Source organism: Comamonas sp. C11 (genome assembly GCF_024496285.1).
In the GTDB taxonomy this organism is placed as follows: Bacteria; Pseudomonadota; Gammaproteobacteria; order Burkholderiales; family Burkholderiaceae_C; genus Comamonas; species Comamonas testosteroni_F.
Genome location: NZ_CP101743.1, coordinates 5,451,504 through 5,468,940 on the forward strand (window position 1 = coordinate 5,451,504; position 17,437 = coordinate 5,468,940).

At 63.4% G+C, this 17,437-nt stretch carries 19 protein-coding genes and 1 pseudogene; 13 read left to right on the forward strand and 7 right to left on the reverse strand.

The window, feature by feature from the left end; all coding sequences use genetic code 11:
* Positions 1-218 precede the first annotated feature (218 nt).
* On the reverse strand, positions 219-950 hold the full coding sequence (locus NOX35_RS25160) for a DUF4198 domain-containing protein (protein WP_182284912.1): 732 nt from the start codon (positions 948-950) through the stop codon (positions 219-221).
* 15 nt (positions 951-965) lie between these two features.
* The gene (locus NOX35_RS25165; RefSeq protein WP_256495125.1) at positions 966-3,077 is read right to left on the reverse strand and encodes a TonB-dependent receptor; all 2,112 of its coding nucleotides are present in this window, start codon (positions 3,075-3,077) and stop codon (positions 966-968) included.
* Positions 3,078-3,302: 225 nt separating this feature from the next.
* Here NOX35_RS25165 and NOX35_RS25170 point away from each other — a divergent pair, with 225 nt between their 5' ends.
* From NOX35_RS25170 to ureC, 5 genes are all read left to right on the forward strand, one after another.
* Positions 3,303-3,605, forward strand: coding sequence for an urease subunit gamma (locus NOX35_RS25170; RefSeq protein WP_256495126.1), 303 nt, complete (start codon positions 3,303-3,305; stop codon positions 3,603-3,605).
* Positions 3,606-3,670: 65 nt separating this feature from the next.
* Positions 3,671-4,288, forward strand: a complete 618-nt coding sequence (locus NOX35_RS25175; protein ID WP_182284914.1) for a HupE/UreJ family protein — start codon at positions 3,671-3,673, stop codon at positions 4,286-4,288.
* Between the two features lie 54 nt (positions 4,289-4,342).
* The gene (locus NOX35_RS25180; protein ID WP_182284915.1) at positions 4,343-4,666 is read left to right on the forward strand and encodes an urease subunit beta; all 324 of its coding nucleotides are present in this window, start codon (positions 4,343-4,345) and stop codon (positions 4,664-4,666) included.
* Positions 4,667-4,672: 6 nt separating this feature from the next.
* On the forward strand, positions 4,673-5,344 hold the full coding sequence (locus tag NOX35_RS25185; protein WP_182284916.1) for a LysE family transporter: 672 nt from the start codon (positions 4,673-4,675) through the stop codon (positions 5,342-5,344).
* 23 nt (positions 5,345-5,367) lie between these two features.
* On the forward strand, positions 5,368-7,110 hold the full coding sequence (gene ureC / locus NOX35_RS25190; RefSeq protein ID WP_256495129.1) for an urease subunit alpha: 1,743 nt from the start codon (positions 5,368-5,370) through the stop codon (positions 7,108-7,110).
* On the opposite strand, the gene NOX35_RS25195 is transcribed toward ureC, so the two are convergent.
* Complete coding sequence (locus tag NOX35_RS25195; protein WP_232538069.1) at positions 7,095-7,631, reverse strand: gamma-glutamylcyclotransferase; 537 nt, start codon at positions 7,629-7,631, stop codon at positions 7,095-7,097. The genes ureC and NOX35_RS25195 overlap by 16 nt on opposite strands.
* 92 nt (positions 7,632-7,723) lie before the next feature.
* Here NOX35_RS25195 and ureE point away from each other — a divergent pair.
* The 5 genes and pseudogenes from ureE to NOX35_RS25220 all read left to right on the forward strand — a co-directional run.
* Positions 7,724-8,242 (forward strand): annotated as a pseudogene (gene ureE / locus NOX35_RS25200) (urease accessory protein UreE); the annotation flags it as partial.
* Positions 8,229-8,945: an urease accessory protein UreF gene (locus NOX35_RS25205; RefSeq protein WP_182284919.1), complete on the forward strand. Its 717-nt coding sequence runs from the start codon at positions 8,229-8,231 to the stop codon at positions 8,943-8,945. The pseudogene ureE and the gene NOX35_RS25205, both read left to right, overlap by 14 nt.
* A gap of 13 nt (positions 8,946-8,958) precedes the next feature.
* Entirely contained in the window at positions 8,959-9,291 is a 333-nt protein-coding gene (locus NOX35_RS25210) for an antibiotic biosynthesis monooxygenase (protein WP_182284920.1), read from the forward strand.
* A 32-nt stretch (positions 9,292-9,323) separates the two neighbouring features.
* On the forward strand, positions 9,324-9,983 hold the full coding sequence (gene ureG / locus NOX35_RS25215; protein ID WP_256495130.1) for an urease accessory protein UreG: 660 nt from the start codon (positions 9,324-9,326) through the stop codon (positions 9,981-9,983).
* A gap of 625 nt (positions 9,984-10,608) precedes the next feature.
* Entirely contained in the window at positions 10,609-11,124 is a 516-nt protein-coding gene (locus NOX35_RS25220) for an N-acetyltransferase (RefSeq protein ID WP_256495131.1), read from the forward strand.
* A 99-nt stretch (positions 11,125-11,223) separates the two neighbouring features.
* Here the strand turns inward: NOX35_RS25220 and NOX35_RS25225 are convergent, their stop codons facing one another.
* Together NOX35_RS25225 and NOX35_RS25230 are read right to left on the reverse strand one after the other, a co-directional pair.
* Complete coding sequence (locus NOX35_RS25225) at positions 11,224-12,360, reverse strand: 3-deoxy-7-phosphoheptulonate synthase (RefSeq protein WP_232538070.1); 1,137 nt, start codon at positions 12,358-12,360, stop codon at positions 11,224-11,226.
* A 134-nt stretch (positions 12,361-12,494) separates the two neighbouring features.
* On the reverse strand, positions 12,495-12,812 hold the full coding sequence (locus NOX35_RS25230; protein ID WP_182284923.1) for a multidrug efflux SMR transporter: 318 nt from the start codon (positions 12,810-12,812) through the stop codon (positions 12,495-12,497).
* A 407-nt stretch (positions 12,813-13,219) separates the two neighbouring features.
* Between NOX35_RS25230 and NOX35_RS25235 the strand changes: the two genes are divergently transcribed.
* Positions 13,220-13,630 (forward strand): VOC family protein, encoded by a 411-nt coding sequence (locus NOX35_RS25235; RefSeq protein WP_256495132.1) that lies wholly within the window; start codon positions 13,220-13,222, stop codon positions 13,628-13,630.
* A gap of 120 nt (positions 13,631-13,750) precedes the next feature.
* On the opposite strand, the gene NOX35_RS25240 is transcribed toward NOX35_RS25235, so the two are convergent.
* Together NOX35_RS25240 and NOX35_RS25245 are read right to left on the reverse strand one after the other, a co-directional pair.
* The gene (locus tag NOX35_RS25240; RefSeq protein WP_003068209.1) at positions 13,751-14,242 is read right to left on the reverse strand and encodes a putative toxin-antitoxin system toxin component, PIN family; all 492 of its coding nucleotides are present in this window, start codon (positions 14,240-14,242) and stop codon (positions 13,751-13,753) included.
* Complete coding sequence (locus tag NOX35_RS25245) at positions 14,239-15,537, reverse strand: class I SAM-dependent RNA methyltransferase (protein ID WP_182284924.1); 1,299 nt, start codon at positions 15,535-15,537, stop codon at positions 14,239-14,241. The genes NOX35_RS25240 and NOX35_RS25245 overlap by 4 nt, the downstream gene beginning before the upstream one ends.
* A gap of 179 nt (positions 15,538-15,716) precedes the next feature.
* On the opposite strand from NOX35_RS25245, the gene NOX35_RS25250 reads away from it, so the two are divergent.
* Positions 15,717-16,055 (forward strand): tRNA-binding protein, encoded by a 339-nt coding sequence (locus NOX35_RS25250; protein WP_182284925.1) that lies wholly within the window; start codon positions 15,717-15,719, stop codon positions 16,053-16,055.
* Between the two features lie 57 nt (positions 16,056-16,112).
* Positions 16,113-17,345: a DUF711 family protein gene (locus NOX35_RS25255; RefSeq protein ID WP_182284926.1), complete on the forward strand. Its 1,233-nt coding sequence runs from the start codon at positions 16,113-16,115 to the stop codon at positions 17,343-17,345.
* Positions 17,346-17,437: the final 92 nt, after the last annotated feature.

Sequence of the window (17,437 nt, forward strand, 5' to 3'; positions counted from 1 at the left end):
ACTATTGAAGTGCACGGCAGCCTGTCGCCTCAGACCGGCTGCAGGCACGCCGGCAAGGCCGCGCTGCGCAGCTTGCCGGGGCACGGATCGAGAGCGGTCTTGGTCTTGGCCTGCACCGCATAGACATGCAGCTTGCTGATCTGCACGCCAAATCGCCGCCTCGCGGATGCCTTGCAGAATCTGCTCTCCGGTGCGAAGGCCGACGCAATGCCGCTTCATCAATGCACGGCAAAGCGCAGCAGATACTCGTAGCTGTTCTCGGTTGTCATGGGGTCGCCCTGCACAGGCTGACGCAGTATGGCCTGCAGCGTATTGCTGCCGACAGCAGGCGTCATGGTCGCCTGCCCTTGAGCGTCCGTCATCGTGGGAGAGCCTCTCTCTCCCCAGGACAGCCTCACGCCAGACTGCGGCTTGCCATGCAGCAACACCTGCAGCCTGAGCGGCTGACCGGCATGGGGAGACTGTCCCTGAAGCGGTACCACCTCGAACATCTGCCCCAGGGGCTTTTGCATGACGGCACCCCAGCGCACCACGGTCTTGTGGAACTTGCGCGCATGCACGCCGCGCACCGCACCGGGATTCTGGTCCATGGGCAAAGGCAGCATGGCGCCCTCGGCACCCGTACTGCTGAAATAGCCGTTATCGAGTTCCACTGCGATCAGTGCAGCACCGGCATCGGGCTTGATGCGTATGCCGCCCTGCACATTCTGTACGGTACTGGGCACTTCACGGCCGCGCAGGTCATAGGCATGCACCCGCTGCAGCTTGGCCGGATCGAAGGCTTCTGTCCTGCCGTCATGACCGCCAAACTGCATGACATAGCCGCCCTGCGCGTCAGGCTCCAGCCAGACGTTATGGGCAGAGACCGGATGTGCGCAGAGCAGCCAGGCAGCGGCCGTGGTGCACAGAATGCGCGCGATGATGTCTTTACGTGTCCTGCAAACAGACATGGAAGCTCCGAAAAATCATAAGAAAAACTGCAGGCCCAGCTGCACGCTGCGCGGTGCACCGGGCGCGACCAGACGCTGTCCGGCAATCATGGTGGTGGTACTGGCATAGCGGGTGTTGGCGGCGTTGCGCAGCCACAGGCTCAGGCGGGCATTGCGCGCCAGACTTGCGGGCAATCGGTATTGCAGACCCAGGTCCAGCCAGCGATAGCTGTCGGCCCATTCGGTATTGCTGGCGTTGATGGGCACACGCCCCACATGGCGCAGCAAGCCATGCACGGTGACATCGCCACGCGGCATCCAGCGTGCATGCAATGTGCTGGTGTATTCGGGCACGGCCACCACGCGCCGGCCCAGCAGTGCGGCGTTAGCGTTCTGCGTGACTTCGGAGCGATTGTGGCCATAGGCCCATTCCACATGCCAGTTGCGGCTGGGCAGCCAGTGAAGCTGAAGCTCGGCGCCCTTGCGTACGGTCGCTCCCAGGTTTTCGTACACGCCAGGTGCCGTGTTGCGTATTTCATGGCTGGAGCTGATGCGGTAGAGCGAGGCATCGATCAGCCAATGGACCGATGGCTTCCACTCCACGCCCAGCTCGCTCTGGCGAAAGACATTGGCATGCAGATCGTTGTTGCGCAGCGCGTATTTGGCAAAGTCGCTGGGCAGCGCAAAGCCCTGCGACCAGCTGGCACGCACGGCCGTCCTGGCATCGAGCTGCGCCAGAGCGCCCAGCTTGGGGCTGGCATGGCTGCGGCCCTGCATGCGATTGCATTCATCGCCACCGGCCTCCGCCGCCAGCAGGCGGCAGCGGCCGTCAAAGTGGTCCCAGCGCAGGGCCGCCGTGGTCTGCAGCCAGGCCGCTGGCTGCCAGCCAAGCTGGCCGTAGATCGCCGTGTTGTCGAGCCGCGTATTGCGATCATCCAGTGCAGGACCGGTGCGCCGGCGGTCGACCAGGCCGTCCCAGTAGCCATAGTCCGTGGACTCGCGCACCTGCTCCAGGCCCAGCATCCAGTTCAGCTCGCGCGCCGAAAGAAGGGACTTGCCGCCGAGATTCAGTCCCGCACCCAGCACGCTGCGGTCGTAGCGCTCCTCGCGCTGCATCCAGGTGGCGCTGCGCGGGCGGGTGAACCAGCGCACAAAATCCTGCTGCGTGCCGTAGACAAAACCCAGCAGCCGGGTATCTGCATCCAGTGTGTACTGCGCATCCAGGCGCAGCGTGCCAAAGTGCTTGTCGGCACCATCAGCCACCACGCGGCGGTCCTTGCCCTGTGGGTCCTGCCGCCACTGCGCTTCGGTCAGATAGCCGGGCGAGTCGCCACGCGCCTCATGCCAGCGACCGGACAGCGAGATATCGAGCTTTTCATGCACATGGTGCTTCCAGGTGCCGCTGAGGGTGCTGCGCTCATGGCGCGAGGCGGGCCGCGCACCATCACCGCGTGCATGCTGGGTCGCCAGGTTGAGCTGATCGCCGCCTTCCAGCTCGCGCCCGAGAGCAGCCTGGGCATCGAGCATGCCGTGCGAGCCGGCGCTGACCTCGAACTCCGCATAGCTGCCGTTGCGCCGCGTGCGCAGCTCCAGCAACCCTGCGCGGTTGTAATTGCCCTGCAGCACCGACACGGGACCACGATAGACATTGACCTTGTCCAGCTCCAGCGGCACCACCACGTTGAGATCGAAATAGCCATCAGCATGCGACATGGCTTCGTTGAGCGGGATGCCATCCAGTGTGGCGGCCACATCGCCGCCATGGCCGCCGCCGCCAAAGCCGCGCAGCACCAGCCCGTTAGCCACACCGCTGAGCTGGTAATGATTGACATGCATGCCAGGTACCTGGCTCCACAGCGATTCCACCTCCTGTCTGGGTTGCTCGCGAATTTCGTCGCGCCTGAACTCGGTGACGGAAAACGCGCGTTGTGACTCATCCAGCGCCTGGCCTTTAACCAGGGCATTCACCCTCACCTCGGGCAACACCTTGTCGCCTTCCTCGGCTGTTTGCGCTTGTACGGCTGAAGCCATCCACAGCGTACCGCCCAAGGCCAGCACTCCGAGTCTTGTCGTGGCACCCAGGCCCTGAGTGACTCCCCTATTCAATGCTCTTTTGTACATGCACCAGAACAGCAAAGTTCGTGCCATGCAATGCACCACAAAGCAACATCGCTGCCTCGCCGATACGCCGTGGTGCACAACCGCGTGCCGGCAGCACCAACAAGGTGCAAAACATCTGAGGCGGCTTGCCTGCAGGCTGGTAACAAAGACTGGCCTTTGGCATGGCACTTGCTACATAAAAGGGCATGAAACTGACTCCTCGCGTTCATTCAGCCCTGCCGGATGCGCGTGCCGACTGAGGGATTGAAGACGATGGAACTGACACCACGCGAAAAAGACAAGCTGTTGATCTTCACTGCAGCCCTGCTGGCCGAGCGGCGCATGGCCCGCGGCCTCAAGCTCAACTACCCCGAGGCCGTGGCGCTGATCAGCGCCTTTGTGATGGAAGGCGCACGTGACGGCAGGACCGTGGCCCAGCTCATGAGCGAAGGCCGCAGCGTGCTGACCCGCAACGATGTGATGGAAGGCATCCCCGAGATGATTCCCGACATCCAGATCGAGGCCACCTTCCCCGATGGCACCAAACTGGTCACCGTGCATGAGCCCATCGCCTGAAGCAGCATCCAGAGACTTCCAAGCCTTTCAGCCATCAAACCCTTATCCATCAAGCGCAGATAGCTATGAAATTCAATAAGCTCCTTGCCACCACAGCCGCCGCGGCGACTGCACTGCCCCTGTCAGCGCTCGCACATATGGGCTCCGATGCAGGCGGCCATCACCACTTTCTCGACAGCCTGGGTCATGCCTTTGCCCACCCGTTTACCGGCGCTGACCATCTGGCCGCCATGCTGGCCGTGGGTGCCTGGAGTGCGCTGACCATGCCCGGCCTGCGCACTGCCTGGCGTGCACCAGCGGCCTTTGTGGCCCTGCTGGTGGCGGGCGCCGTGGCCGGCTTTGCCGGCCTGTGGGTGCCGGGCGTGGAGCCCATGATTGCAGCATCCGTGCTGGTACTGGGCCTGCTGGTGCTGGTTCAGCAAAAAATGCCCTGGGGCGTTGCCGCCGCACTGGCTTCTGTGTTTGCCTTCTTCCATGGCGCTGCGCACGGCTTTGAGCTGGCCGGAGACAGCGGCCTGTCTGCCGTCGGCGCACTGGTGGGCATTGCTCTGGGCTCGGCCACACTGCATGTCGCAGGCATGGTGCTCGGTCATGCCCTCATGCAGCGCCACCAGTGGGCAGCCCGGTTCGGCGGTGCAGCCACCGCCGCGCTCGGCGCTTTCATGCTGACGAAACTGGCGTGATATGAAACACCCCGGCACAACGCAGCACAAGGCCTTTGCGCAAGGAGGCGAAAGATGATCCCCGGCGAACTGCTTCTTGACGAGGGCAGCCATGCACTCAACCCTGGCCGCCACACGCTCACGCTGGTGGTGAAAAACGCCAGCGACCGGCCGATTCAGGTCGGCTCGCACTATCACTTCGCCGAAACCAATGCGGGCCTGGATTTCGACCGCGCCGCCGCCCACGGCATGCGCCTGAATATTGCCAGCGGCATGGCCGTACGTTTCGAGCCAGGCCAGCAGCGCACGGTGGAACTGGTCGAGATCGGCGGCGACCGCCAGATCTATGGCTTTCGCGGTCTGGTCCAGGGTGTGTTGCCCGCAGTTGCCGGGGACTGACCGGTCATGCTGATGCTGTTTGCTTCTGCTTTTGTGCTGGGCCTGGTGTTCAATGCCGCGCCCGGCGCGGTGTTTGCAGAGACCGTGCGCCAAGGTGTACGCGGCGGCTATCGCCCGGCACTGGCGGTACAGCTTGGCTCCCTGGTGGGCGATGCGAGCTGGGCCTTGCTGGGCCTGGCCGGCATTGGCCTGGTCATGCAGGTCGACGCCTTGCGCTGGCCGATTGGTCTGTCGGGCAGCGCCTACCTGCTCTGGCTGTCCTGGGACAGCTGGCAGGCCGCGCGTACCGAACACCGGCTCGATGTCTCGACCACCGCCGCCGCCACGCAGAAACAGGCCCTGCGCCGCGGCATGGCCCTGTCGCTGAGCAACCCGCAGAACCTGGCCTACTGGGCCGCCATGGGCAGCGCCCTCGGGGCGGTGGGAGTGACCCAGCCCAGCGCCAGCGATTACGGGCTGTTCTTCGCGGGATTCATGACTTCGTCCCTGCTCTGGTGCTTTGTCTGCGCGGCCTTGGTGGATCGACTGTTCCGCCGGGCTGCCGCGCACTGGAGCCGTTTTACCTACCGCTGCTGCGCCGCCCTGCTGCTGGCCCTGGCACTGGGCACATTGCGCGACCTGGTCGGCGCAAGCCCCGCCGCCCTGCCACCCGCAGCCCAGCAGCAGCCCCTGCGCTGAACACCTGAATCGGAGATTCCTCAATGGCCACCATGGACCGACGAGCCTACGCAGAAACCTTTGGCCCCACCGTGGGCGACCGCCTGCGCCTGGCCGACACCGAACTCATCGTCGAGGTCGAAAAAGACTACACCCTGGCCGCTGGCGGCTATGGTGAGGAAGTGAAGTTCGGCGGCGGCAAGACCATCCGCGACGGCATGGCGCAAAGCCAGCGCACACGCGACGGGACGGGAACAGGGCCCTCCGGCGGTGGCTCGGTCGACACCGTGCTGACCAACGCACTGATCCTGGACCACTGGGGCATCGTCAAGGCCGACATCGGCCTCAGGGACGGCCGCATCGTGGCCATAGGCAAGGCCGGCAACCCAGACACCCAGCCGGGCGTGAGCATCATCATCGGCCCGGGCACGGAAATCATCTCCTGCGAAGGCAATATCGTCACCGCAGGCGGTATCGACACCCACATCCATTTCATTGCCCCGCAGCAGATCGAGGAAGCACTGACCAGCGGCGTGACCACCATGATCGGCGGCGGTACCGGCCCGGCCACCGGCACCTTCGCCACCACCTGCACGCCAGGCCCCTGGCATATGGAACGCATGCTGCAGGCCGCCGACGCCTTCCCCATGAATCTGGGCTTTCTGGGCAAGGGCAATGCCAGCCTGCCCGGCGGCCTGCACGAGCAGATCAGTGCCGGCGCCATCGGCCTCAAGCTGCACGAGGACTGGGGCAGCACGCCGGCAGCGATCAGCAACTGCCTGGATGTGGCCGAAGACACCGACACCCAGGTCGCCATCCACACCGACACGCTCAACGAGTCCGGCTTTGTGGAGGACACCGTGGCCGCCTTCAAGGGCCGCACCATTCACACCTTCCACACCGAAGGCGCGGGTGGCGGCCATGCGCCCGACATTCTGAAAGTGGTGGGCGAGGCCAATGTGCTGCCCAGCTCCACCAACCCCACGCGCCCCTACACCATCAACACGCTGGACGAGCATGTGGACATGCTCATGGTCTGCCACCACCTGGACGCCGGCATTGCCGAAGACCTGGCCTTTGCCGAAAGCCGCATCCGCAAGGAAACGATTGCGGCCGAAGACATCCTGCACGACATCGGTGCGATCAGCATGTTCAGCTCCGACAGCCAGGCCATGGGCCGGGTGGGCGAGGTCATACTGCGCACCTGGCAGACAGCGCACAAGATGAAGCTGCAGCGCGGCGCCCTGAGTGGAGACGGCGCGCGCAACGACAACTTCCGCGTCAAGCGCTATATCGCCAAATACACCATCAATCCCGCGATTGCCCACGGCATCAGCCACGAGGTGGGCAGCATCGAGGTGGGCAAGTGGGCCGATATCGTGATCTGGAAGCCCGCCTTCTTTGGCGTCAAACCGTTTTGCATCCTCAAGGGCGGCAGCATCGCCATGGCGGCCATGGGCGATCCGAACGCCTCCATTCCCACGCCTCAGCCCGTGCATTACCGCCCGATGTTTGCAAGCTTTGGCGGGGCGGTTGCCAGGACTTCGCTGACCTTTGTATCCCAGGCAGGACTGGCCACCGGCATCGGCCAGCGCTTCGGGCTGCACAAGACCTTGTCGGCGGTCAAGGGCATACGCAATGTGAAGAAGCAGCACATGATCCACAACGATCTGGCGCCGCATATGGAGGTGGATGCCCAGACCTATGCCGTGCGCGCCAATGGCGATCTGCTGACCTGCGAGCCCGCGGTCAGCCTGCCCATGGCGCAGCGCTACTTCCTGTTCTGAGCGGTGTTGAGCTGAAACTCCGTATCCGGATGCTGCATGCCCTTGCCCTCAAACCAGGCCAGCCAGTCACTGACTGCGATCTCCGGCGCAGCGCTCACGGTGGCGGGCAAGGCCTCGTACACCAGCAAGGTGATGGACTGCTGACCGCCCTGGGTCAGCATCACCGGCAGGGTCAGAATGCGCTTGGCGTATTCGCCCAGGTCCTCGGGCCAAAGGCCTTCGATGCGATCCATGGCCTGCTCCAGCGCTGCGTCCATGGGGTAGACCTCGGCCAGCACGGTCTGCGAGCCTTGCAGCCTCAGGCCCGGGTACCAGCCCAGGTCATGCAAAGTGCCGGTCAGCTGGGTCCTGCCGACACAGGCTATGCCTGGCCGGAGCCTGGCAATATCGTTGATGCCACCGGCACGCAAAGTGCCATATACCGCCACATAGACCGCGCCACAGCCCTGCCAGTCAGCAGACGCATCATGCAAAGAGGTCGGGGCCGCCATTTCTGCCGAAGTTTCCAAAATAGTTGTCATCTTGCTCGAACCATCAAAATCACCGGGATGCGCAGCACATGCAACATGCGCGCCAATCTGATTCGGGCTTTTTATTTCATTGTGAACTCACCATGCTGACTGCCAACAAACTGCTGCTCCAGGGTCAGGGCCTTTCCGCCGTCATCCTCAAACGCGCCGCGTCCGTGGAACTGGACTGGGATCTGCGTCAGAAGAGCCGCTTTGCCGCCACCGACAGCCAGGGTCGCGAGCTGGCCGTCTTTCTGCCACGCGGCCAGGCCGTGCGCGGCGGCGATGTGCTGGTGGCCGAAGACGGCAGCCTGATCCGCGTGCTGGCCGCACCGCAAAAAGTGCTGCACATCACGGCCTGCGCCGAGCATGGCACGCCGTTTGACCTGATGCGCGCGGCCTACCATCTGGGCAACCGCCATGTGCCGATCGAGCTGCAGCCCGACCATCTGAAGATCGAACCCGACCATGTGCTGGCCGATATGCTGCGCAGCATGCATATGACGGTGGTCGAAGCAGACCTGCCTTTCGAACCCGAAGGAGGCGCCTATGGCGGCCATGTGACCAATGATGGCCACAGCCACCATCATCATGGCCATGGACACTCGCATGACCACGCCCACTGAGCCACTGCTGGCTCTTGGCGCGCAGAGCTTTCTGCAGCTGATGTGGCTGGCCTCGCCGGCCCTGCCCATCGGCGGCTTTTCCTACTCGGAAGGGCTTGAAGCGGCCATCAATGCGGCGCTGGTCACAACGGAAGCAGAGGCCGCCGGCTGGCTGGTGCAGCAGTTGCATCTGACCCAGTCGCGCGGGGACATGGCCGTGATTGCACAGGCCATGCCGGCCTGGAAGAGCGCTGATCTGGCGCGTATCGCCAGCCTCAACCAGTGGGTAAGAGTCACCCGCGAAACCAGCGAGCTGCGCCTGCAGACCGAGCAGATGGGCCGCTCGCTGACCGAGTGGCTGAAAAACCGCTACGCCGATGAATCCGTCCCACTGGCCTGCGTCCACTGGCTGGCCGCTCAGGATGCCTGCTACCCTATCGCCTTCTCGCTGGCGGCCCAGTGCACCGGCGCCACGCCGCGCGATGCACTGCTGGCCTATGCCTTTGGCTGGGCAGAGAACATGGTTCAGGCCGCCATCAAGACCGTGCCCCTGGGCCAGAGCGCCGGCCAGCGCATCCTGGCGCGACTGACTTCAGAGATTCCCGCCGCCGTCGAATACGCGCTGGCGTTGCCGGACAACGCAAGACAGGCTTTTTCGCCCATGCTGGCCATTCTCTCGGCCCAGCATGAGCACCAGTATTCTCGACTTTTCCGTAGCTGAACTTTCATCCGCCATGTCTGCACTGTTTGCCGCCACACCCCAGCCACCGTACTACGCCGCCATCTTCACCTCCCTGCGCACCCAGGCGGACCAGGGCTATGGCGAGATGGCCGACCGCATGGTGGAGCTGGCCAGCCAGCAGGCAGGCTATCTGGGCGCCGAAAGCACCCGCGACGCCCAGGGCTTCGGCATCACCGTGTCTTACTGGGAAAGCGAGGAAGCCATTCGTCAATGGAAGCACAACGCCGAGCACCAGATCGCCCAGGAAAAAGGCCACACCACCTGGTACCAGCATTTCGAGCTGCGCATTGCCAAGGTGGAACGTGCCTACGGCAAGGCCCGCTGATCGCAACCCTCTCATTCACCAAAGAACTCACCATGTCGACCGCACTGCACCATATCCCCAACCGCACCAAGAAGCTGCCGCCGCTGCGCGTGGGCATAGGCGGGCCCGTCGGCTCGGGCAAGACCACGATTCTGGAGATGCTCTGCAAGGCCATGCGCAGCAAATGGGACCTGGTCGCCATCACCAACGACATCTACACCAAGGAAGACCAGCGCCTGCTGACCATCAGCGGCGCCCTGCCCGCCGAGCGCATCATGGGTGTGGAAACCGGCGGCTGCCCGCACACGGCGATTCGCGAGGATGCCTCCATCAACCTGGAAGCCATTGACCGCATGCTCAAGGACTTCCCCGATGCCGACATCGTCTTCATCGAATCGGGCGGTGACAACCTGGCTGCCACCTTCAGCCCCGAACTGTCGGATCTGACCATCTACGTGATCGACGTGGCAGCAGGCGAGAAGATTCCGCGCAAGGGCGGCCCCGGCATCACCAAGAGCGATCTCCTCGTCATCAACAAGACCGACCTGGCTCCCCATGTGGGCGCCGATCTGGACATCATGCGCAGCGACACCATCAAGCAGCGCACCACGCCCAAGGGCCTCAAGCCCTTTGTGATGACCAACCTCAAGACACTGGACGGCCTGGACGAGGTAGTGGCCTTCATAGAGAAACAGGGCCTGCTGACGGCCTGAGCACTTCTTTCGGGACGAAAAAAAGCCGCCTGGAGCGGCGGCTGTTTCTCGAACCAGTGCGTGATTACTGGTTGGCCAGATCCAGATGGAACTCGCGAGCTTCCTGGATGAATTCGATCAGGGAGTTGATAGCTTGGCGCATGATGAACTTTCTATGAAATCAAGAGATGCACTTCAAGCGATGGACAGCACGCATCTCATGTACTGTCATTCGCGGGTTAAACCTTAAGGGTTAACCCTTGTAGATAAGTATAAACCACTAGCTCCATTTTTGCAAAGCCCGTCCTGCGCAAAGAACGCCAGACTCGTCAGTGCACTGCCCTGAAGTGCTCGCTCACGCAGTTGCAAGGCCTGTGCAGATCAATGTTTGCGAGATTCCTGCATCAAAATTGCCGCAGAACGCTGTACTTTTCACCAGTACGTCACCGAATTTGCCCGCCGACTGCTACGCTATGGCCTGTTGACAATATTTGTGGCGGGCTCACAACTCCCGCAGGTGGAAAGTGGAAATGGCGCGAGATTGTGGTTTGCAGCAGATGGACGGGTTTGCGTCCCATCGAGTGAATGCCGACATCCAGCCCGGCCGATATGCAGCGCCCGCCTTCCGCCGCAGCGGAGTGCGCGTATGAACTCCACGCTGTCCGGCCCCGGCACGACCGACTCCTGGCATATCACCACCATGAACCCCGCAGAAGCCCCCTGGCATCTGCTGCTGCTGGCCGACCCCTCACGCGAGCGCATCAAGCGCTATCTGCCCGGATCCACCTGCTTCGGAGCGCGCCAGACGACCCAGTTCACGCCCAGCGGCCTCGGCGCCCTGATCGGCGTATGCGTGCTGGTCCCCGAGGGCGACGGCCGCCACAGGTGGGAGCTGATGAACATGGCCGTGTCCACGGCCTGGCAGAGCAAGGGCATAGGTTCGGCCCTGCTGCAGCGCGCCATCCGTGAGATGCGCGAACGCGGCGTGCAGCAGCTGGACGTGGGAACTGGCAGCTTTGGCGACCAGCTGCTGTTCTATCAACGCCTGGGTTTTCGCGTCACCGACATCGAGCGCGACTTCTTTTTGCAGAACTACACCACCCCGCTATGGGAGCGCGGCGTACAGCACAAGGACATGCTCAAGCTGACGCTGGAGCTTTGATGACACGGGCGGCCCGCCCAATGCCCAAAAGGACTACTCGTTGAAAAGAACAAGAGGCGCCTCGGCGCCTCTTGTCCATCCAGCCTCGTTTGTCCGGCGTCAGGCCACCTTGAGGCGACGCGCGCGCACGGCGGCTGCCAGTTGCTCCAGCACCGGAGCCGTCTGCTCCATGCTGATGCAGGCATCGGTGAGCGAAACGCCGTATTGCAGCTCCTGCCCTTCGACGATGTCCTGACGGCCTTCATGAATATGGCTTTCGATCATCACGCCGGTGATGCGCGTGTCGCCCCCGGCAATCTGCTGGGCCACATCCGCCGATACATCGATCTGGCGGCGATGCTGCTTGCTGCTGTTGGCATGCGAGAAATCGATCATCACCTGCGGATGCAGGCCGGCTTTTTCCAGCACTTCGCACGCGGCCTGGACATGGGCCGCGTCGTAGTTGGGAGCCTTGCCGCCGCGCAGGATGATGTGGCAGTCCTGATTGCCGCGTGTCTCGAAGATCGCACTCTGGCCCATCTTGGTCATGCCCATGAACGCATGTGAGGACTGGGCGGCCAAAATGGCATCGCTGGCCACCTTCACGCCGCCATCGGTGCCGTTCTTGAAGCCCACAGGGCAGCTCAGACCGCTGGCCAGCTGGCGATGGCTCTGGCTCTCCGTGGTGCGCGCACCAATCGCGCCCCAGCTGACCAGATCGCTGATGAACTGCGGCGACAGCAGATCCAGGAATTCCGTGCCGGCCGGCAGGCCCAGCGCCAGCACATCGAGCAGCAGGCGGCGCGCCAGCTCCAGCCCTTCGTTGACGGCAAAGCTGCCATCGCGGTACGGGTCATTGATATAGCCCTTCCAGCCCACGGTGGTGCGCGGCTTCTCGAAGTAGACCCGCATCACGATCAGCAGATCGTCCTTGAGCGCATCGGCCTGGACCTTGAGCTGGCGCGCGTAATCCATGGCCTGATCGTGATCGTGAATGGAGCAGGGTCCGACCACCACCACCAGCCGGTCATCCTGGCCATGCAGCACACGCGAGATGGCGGCACGGCTGGATTCGACCAGCTGCTGCGCCTCTTCGGTCACGGGCAGCCACTCTTCCAGCAGTGCCGGAGTCAGCAGCGGGCGCACGATCTTGATGCGTGTGTCGTCAATGCGGGTCTTGTCCAGCGTGGTCAGTTTGGGCTGGGCCTTGCGGGCCGAAGCTGCGCCGGGATGCAGGGGCGTCGTGGAGGATGTCATACCGTTATTGTCGCGCCATGCGCTTCACCCCACGCGTTCGTCCACCGCCGCCATACTGCCGACTTTTCACGCCAGGAGATCGGGTACGACCTCCGCACGGAACTGCAGCGCTGGCCGGGACGAAGCCCGGGCATTCATTCCGCCGACAACTTCATCAGCACCAGACCGCTGACGATCAGGACAGCCGCTCCCACGCGCATGGCGCTGAGCTGCTCGCCCAGCACCGTGACGCCCACCAGGAATGCACCCACGGCACCGATACCGGTCCATATCGTATACGCCGTGCCCAGGGGCAGCGAGCGCATGGCCACCGACAGCAGACCGAAGCTGGCGATCATGGCCACGATGGTGATGGCGCTGTATTTGAGGTTGGTGAAACCATGGGACTGCTTCATGGTGAAGGCCCAGACCACCTCCAGAGCGCCGGCCACCAGCAGATAAACCCAAGCCATAGAAAACCTCATTGAAGATCGAATGACCAGGCCGTCCCGGCAGGAATACAGGCCATGCATCGCATCGCCTGGCAAGGTCGTCCCTGCGGCATGAATCCTAATCCGCATGGGCAAATCCGGGCCAGCCATGGGTGGTTCGGCCGCCACAACCATGGGCCGGTGTATCGTTGGCTCCGGCCGGCGGTGCCTGCGGATTCCATGTGGCAGTGCAAGGTTTGGCGGACTGCGACGGACTTCGCGGGCCCGATGCCGGCAGAAGCGGCGCCATGGCGCTTATGGATGCCCCGCGCACAACACAGGCGGTGCGCAGCACCTTCTGACCCGCTAGGACTGCGCCATGCAGGGACAGAGCTGATGCACGGCAATGGCACACTGGACGGCTTGTGCCATGCCCGCCCATTGCCATCATGCTTTCAGGATTGAACCACCTCACTCTGGCCGTCACGGACCTCCAGCGCAGCATGGACTTCTACGTGCGCGTGCTGGGCTTTCGTCCACGCGCGCAGTGGGATATGGGCGCCTATCTGCAACTCGGCGATCTATGGCTGTGCCTGTCATCAGACGAACAACGAAGCCAGGCCCGCGCCTCTGGCTACACCCACTATGCATTCACCATTGCCCAGCAGGACTTTGCGCACCTTGTGGAGCATGCCAGGTCGTGCGGCGTCCGGGAGTGGAAGAGCAACCGCAGCGAAGGCGATTCCTTCTACTTTCTGGACCCGGATGAGCACCAGCTCGAAGCCCATGTCGGTTCGCTGGAAAGCCGCCTGGCGCAATGCCGCTTGCGGCCTTATGCGGGCATGCGGTTTTTCGACTGAGCCAACGAGCAGGCAACGGAGGCAATACTCAGGCAAAAACAGGTGCAAGAGCCTGTTTGACACAGCAGCTCCAAGTAGCGCTGCCAGTCGATACCGGGGTGCACGCCTTGCTGCGCCACACTAGGCGGCCAGCCGCTCCTCTTCCATCACCACCACATTGCCAACTGTCGCGCCATAGTGCGTTGCCACGCGCTTGCGCTGCTTGAGCACGGCCCTGTCCTTGCTGACCAGCAAGGCCTTGTGCTGGCTGGCCAGATCGAGGAAATGCTGATCGTCGGGGTCGGTGCAGGTAAAGCGGATCTTGGGTGCAGCGGACACATATTCGACGGCTGCATCAAAAGCGGCCATCACGCCTTCGGGCGTCTTGCCGTAGTAGCTGACGCGCGGTGCAATCTGGCTGTAGTGCAGCACGCGGCCCAGCTCGATGCGCTGGGCTTCATCGGCAATCCAGCGCACTTCGCCACGGGCGACCAGTTCACGGATGGCGGGGATATCCGGATCGTCAAAGATCAGCATGTCCAGCACCACATTGGTGTCCAGAATCATGGGACGCGGCAACGGGCCGTCGTAGCCGGCGTTGCAGGCCGGCCAGCGCAGGGGAGCGATCTTCATTGAGGCCGGCCTTCCGGCGATCCGTTCTGAGCGGCATCGTCCGCAGGCTTGCGTGGCTTGACCGCGCCCTTGATCATGTCGAAGCGGAACAGACGGCACTCGATAGGGCCGTTCCACATGGGCGTGCGGCGCGACTCCTTGAGGCGCATCTTGCTGGGCAGCTTGAGATCGGGCGTCAGCATCCAGGCGCTCCAGCCGCTGTAGTTCTTCTTCCAGTGGCTGGCCAGCTGGTTGAAGAATTCGCCGCCGTCCTCGGTCTGCGCGGTTTCACGGCCTGCGCGTTCGACCTGGCCCATGCGCTCCGCCGCATTGCGGCCTGCGCTGCCAGCTGCCGCGATACGCTCGCCGTAGGGCGGGTTCAGCAGCATCATGCCCGGCTGCTCGCAGGGCGGCATGCGCTGCAAGGCATCACCGCCGCGCAGGCTGACGGTATCGGACACCCCTGCACGCTCGGCATTGCGCTGGGCAAAGTCCACCATGCGGAAGGCGATGTCAGAGCCGTAAATGCCCACCGGCGATTCGGGCAGGATCTGGCTCTCCGCCTCATCCAGCATGGCTTCCCATACATGGCGCTGAAAAGGCACGAGCTTCTCGAACGCAAAGCGACGCAGAATGCCGGCCGGAATCCTGCGCGCGATCTGCGCGGCCTCGATCACCAGGGTACCGCTGCCGCAGCAGGGGTCGTACAGCGGCTGGGGATTGTCTCCATGCGGGTTCCAGCCCGAGGCTGCAATCATGGCTGCGGCCAGGGTTTCCTTGAGCGGGGCATCGCCCTTGTCTTCGCGCCAGCCGCGCTTGAACAGTGCCTCGCCCGAGGTGTCGATATAGATGGTGGCACCGTCGGTCGTCAGGTGCAGGTGCACGCGCACATCGGGGTGATGGGTCTCGACGCTGGGGCGCACGCCGTTGCGCTTGGCGCGAAAACGGTCGGCAATCGCGTCCTTGACCTTGAGCGCCGCAAAGTTCAGGCTGGTCAGCGGGCTATGCTGGGCCGTGACTTCGATCTTGAAGGTTTCCTTGGGCGTGAACCAGATCTCCCAGGCCACCTCGCTGGCGGCACGGTAGAGATCGTTCTCGCTGCGGTACATGGTGTGCGACAGCTCGATCAGCACGCGCTGAGCCAGACGGCTGTGCAGATTGAGCAGCATGGCATCGCGCCACATGCCGCGCAGCATGACGCCGCCCCGGCCCACGAGCAGATCCTGCCCGCTGGCGCCGGTGATGGCGTGGACCTCGTCGGCCAGAAAGCCCTCGACGCCGGCGGCGCAGGGCAGAAACAAATGCAGTTGGTTCATAGAAATCAGTGCGCGCCAGCAACGGCGCAGGCGCCGGACGCTCACGGGAGCCTGTTGTGCGCTTTACAGGGCATAAGCATACGCGCTAGGCCTTTTCCGGTGCCCGCGCACGACAAGCGTTGCTCTACAGATGCACGCAGGGCCCAAGGCATGATGCCAGGCCAAGGAGCAATGACGACATGGAAGAAATCAGCTGGAACGACTTTATGAAGGTGGAGCTGCGCGTGGGCCGCGTGCTCCAGGCCGAGGTCTTTGCCGAGGCTCGCAAACCTGCCTACAAGCTGCTGGTGGACCTGGGCCCCGAGCTGGGCCAGCGCAAGTCCAGCGCACAGATCACCGAGCATTACCGGCCCGAGGACTTGATTGGCCGCCTGGTGGTGGCCGTGGTCAACTTTCCGAAGAAGCAGATTGGGCCTTTGATGAGCGAATGTCTTGTGACCGGTTTTCACGATGCCACGGGAGCCGTGGCCCTGTGCGTGCCCGACAGGGAGGTGCCGCTGGGCACACGCCTGCTGTGATCGGCATATTCAGAGGCAAAATGGCCACCAGCCATTCTCCTGCCTGCGGATACTGCTATGAATATCAGCTTCAACCCTCTGGTGCGCGTGCGCACCGTCACTGCCTTTGTCAACCTGAGCGCCGATGAGGCACATTGGCAGGCCGGCCTGACCCAGGCCAAGCAGCAATGCGATGCCGTGGCCGATGCCATCGAGGCCCGGGGCTATCAGGTGCAGTCCATCCGCATCGTGAGCAACCCGTTCGGCGAATACCTGAACGTCTGCGGCATAGACAGCGCCCTCGCCGGCCTGCAGCGCATTGCCGAAACGCTCAACACCATCAACACCGGCAAACGCCGCATCCGCTTTGCCGTGGGCGAAGCGCGCAATGCGCAGGAAGTGGCCCTGCTGCCGCAGCTGATTGCCGCCTACGGCGACCTGTGCAACGCCTGCGTGAACATCGATCTGGATGAACACGGCTTTCTGCAGACCGACTTGCTGGCCCACAGCGTGCAGGCGATTCAGCAAATCGCGCGCACCACGCCGCGCGGCGAAGGCAACTTCAACTTCACGGTCAACTTCAACTGCGCGCCCGGCATTCCCTATTTCCCGGCCAGCTACCACCGCGGCAAGCACCACGGCGCCCTGGTGCTGGGTCTGGAGACGCCAGACCTCATGGTGGCTGAACTGCAGCAGCTGCAGCAGCAGCGCCTGCAGCTCGATCACGCGGCGTGGTTCAGGCTCGCATTCGAGCGCCTGAGCCAGACCCTGAACGAGCATGCCACTGCCATCCAGCGCTGTGCCGACGGCGTGACGCTGGCCGAGGGCTGGCATATCGCGGGCATGGACACCTCGGCTGCGCCGTCCAAGTCCTGCGCCTCCATGGTCGATGTCTACCAACTGCTGGGCGTGCCCTGTTTCGGCGCCAGCGGCACGGTGGAAGCCTCGGCCCTGCTGACCCGCGTCTTCAAATCGGTCAGCGGCGTGACGCAGATCGGATTCAGCGGCCTGATGCTGGCCGTGACCGAGGACGAAGGCCTGGCCCAGGCCAGTCTGAATGACGAATTCGATATCCGCGCCCTGCTGACCTATAGCAGCGTCTGCGGCATCGGCCTCGATACCGTACCCGTGCCGGGCGACAGCAGCGCCGAGCAGATCGCTGCCGTCATGCGCGATACGGGCACCATGGCTTTTCGCCTCAACAAGCCGCTGACTGTGCGCCTGTTCCCCGTGCCGGGGCTCAAAGCGGGCGACAGAACGGCCTTCGAGAGTGCCGATCTGTGCAACTGCGCCGTACTGGCTCTGCCTTGAGCATCTAACAGGCGGGCTGCTGCGCCTGGCCGTCAAGCGCCGGCAGCTATTGCTTTTGATATTCCCCTACCCCGGTTCTGTTTGACCTGCCC

Bases quoted from the DNA above. Each gene is read 5' to 3' on its own strand.
- NOX35_RS25175 (WP_182284914.1), top strand. From the start codon at position 3,671: ATGAAATTCAATAAGCTCCTTGCCACCACAGCCGCCGCGGCGACTGCA.
- ureC (WP_256495129.1), top strand. From the start codon at position 5,368: ATGGCCACCATGGACCGACGAGCCTACGCAGAAACCTTTGGCCCCACC.
- NOX35_RS25170 (WP_256495126.1), top strand. From the start codon at position 3,303: ATGGAACTGACACCACGCGAAAAAGACAAGCTGTTGATCTTCACTGCA.
- NOX35_RS25180 (WP_182284915.1), top strand. From the start codon at position 4,343: ATGATCCCCGGCGAACTGCTTCTTGACGAGGGCAGCCATGCACTCAAC.
- NOX35_RS25230 (WP_182284923.1), bottom strand. From the start codon at position 12,812: ATGGCTTGGGTTTATCTGCTGGTGGCCGGCGCTCTGGAGGTGGTCTGG.
- NOX35_RS25220 (WP_256495131.1), top strand. From the start codon at position 10,609: ATGAACTCCACGCTGTCCGGCCCCGGCACGACCGACTCCTGGCATATC.
- ureG (WP_256495130.1), top strand. From the start codon at position 9,324: ATGTCGACCGCACTGCACCATATCCCCAACCGCACCAAGAAGCTGCCG.
- NOX35_RS25255 (WP_182284926.1), top strand. From the start codon at position 16,113: ATGAATATCAGCTTCAACCCTCTGGTGCGCGTGCGCACCGTCACTGCC.
- NOX35_RS25240 (WP_003068209.1), bottom strand. From the start codon at position 14,242: ATGAAGATCGCTCCCCTGCGCTGGCCGGCCTGCAACGCCGGCTACGAC.
- NOX35_RS25205 (WP_182284919.1), top strand. From the start codon at position 8,229: ATGACCACGCCCACTGAGCCACTGCTGGCTCTTGGCGCGCAGAGCTTT.
- NOX35_RS25185 (WP_182284916.1), top strand. From the start codon at position 4,673: ATGCTGATGCTGTTTGCTTCTGCTTTTGTGCTGGGCCTGGTGTTCAAT.
- NOX35_RS25250 (WP_182284925.1), top strand. From the start codon at position 15,717: ATGGAAGAAATCAGCTGGAACGACTTTATGAAGGTGGAGCTGCGCGTG.
- NOX35_RS25195 (WP_232538069.1), bottom strand. From the start codon at position 7,631: ATGACAACTATTTTGGAAACTTCGGCAGAAATGGCGGCCCCGACCTCT.
- NOX35_RS25235 (WP_256495132.1), top strand. From the start codon at position 13,220: ATGCTTTCAGGATTGAACCACCTCACTCTGGCCGTCACGGACCTCCAG.
- NOX35_RS25160 (WP_182284912.1), bottom strand. From the start codon at position 950: ATGTCTGTTTGCAGGACACGTAAAGACATCATCGCGCGCATTCTGTGC.
- NOX35_RS25165 (WP_256495125.1), bottom strand. From the start codon at position 3,077: ATGGCACGAACTTTGCTGTTCTGGTGCATGTACAAAAGAGCATTGAAT.
- NOX35_RS25225 (WP_232538070.1), bottom strand. From the start codon at position 12,360: ATGACATCCTCCACGACGCCCCTGCATCCCGGCGCAGCTTCGGCCCGC.
- NOX35_RS25210 (WP_182284920.1), top strand. From the start codon at position 8,959: ATGTCTGCACTGTTTGCCGCCACACCCCAGCCACCGTACTACGCCGCC.
- NOX35_RS25245 (WP_182284924.1), bottom strand. From the start codon at position 15,537: ATGAACCAACTGCATTTGTTTCTGCCCTGCGCCGCCGGCGTCGAGGGC.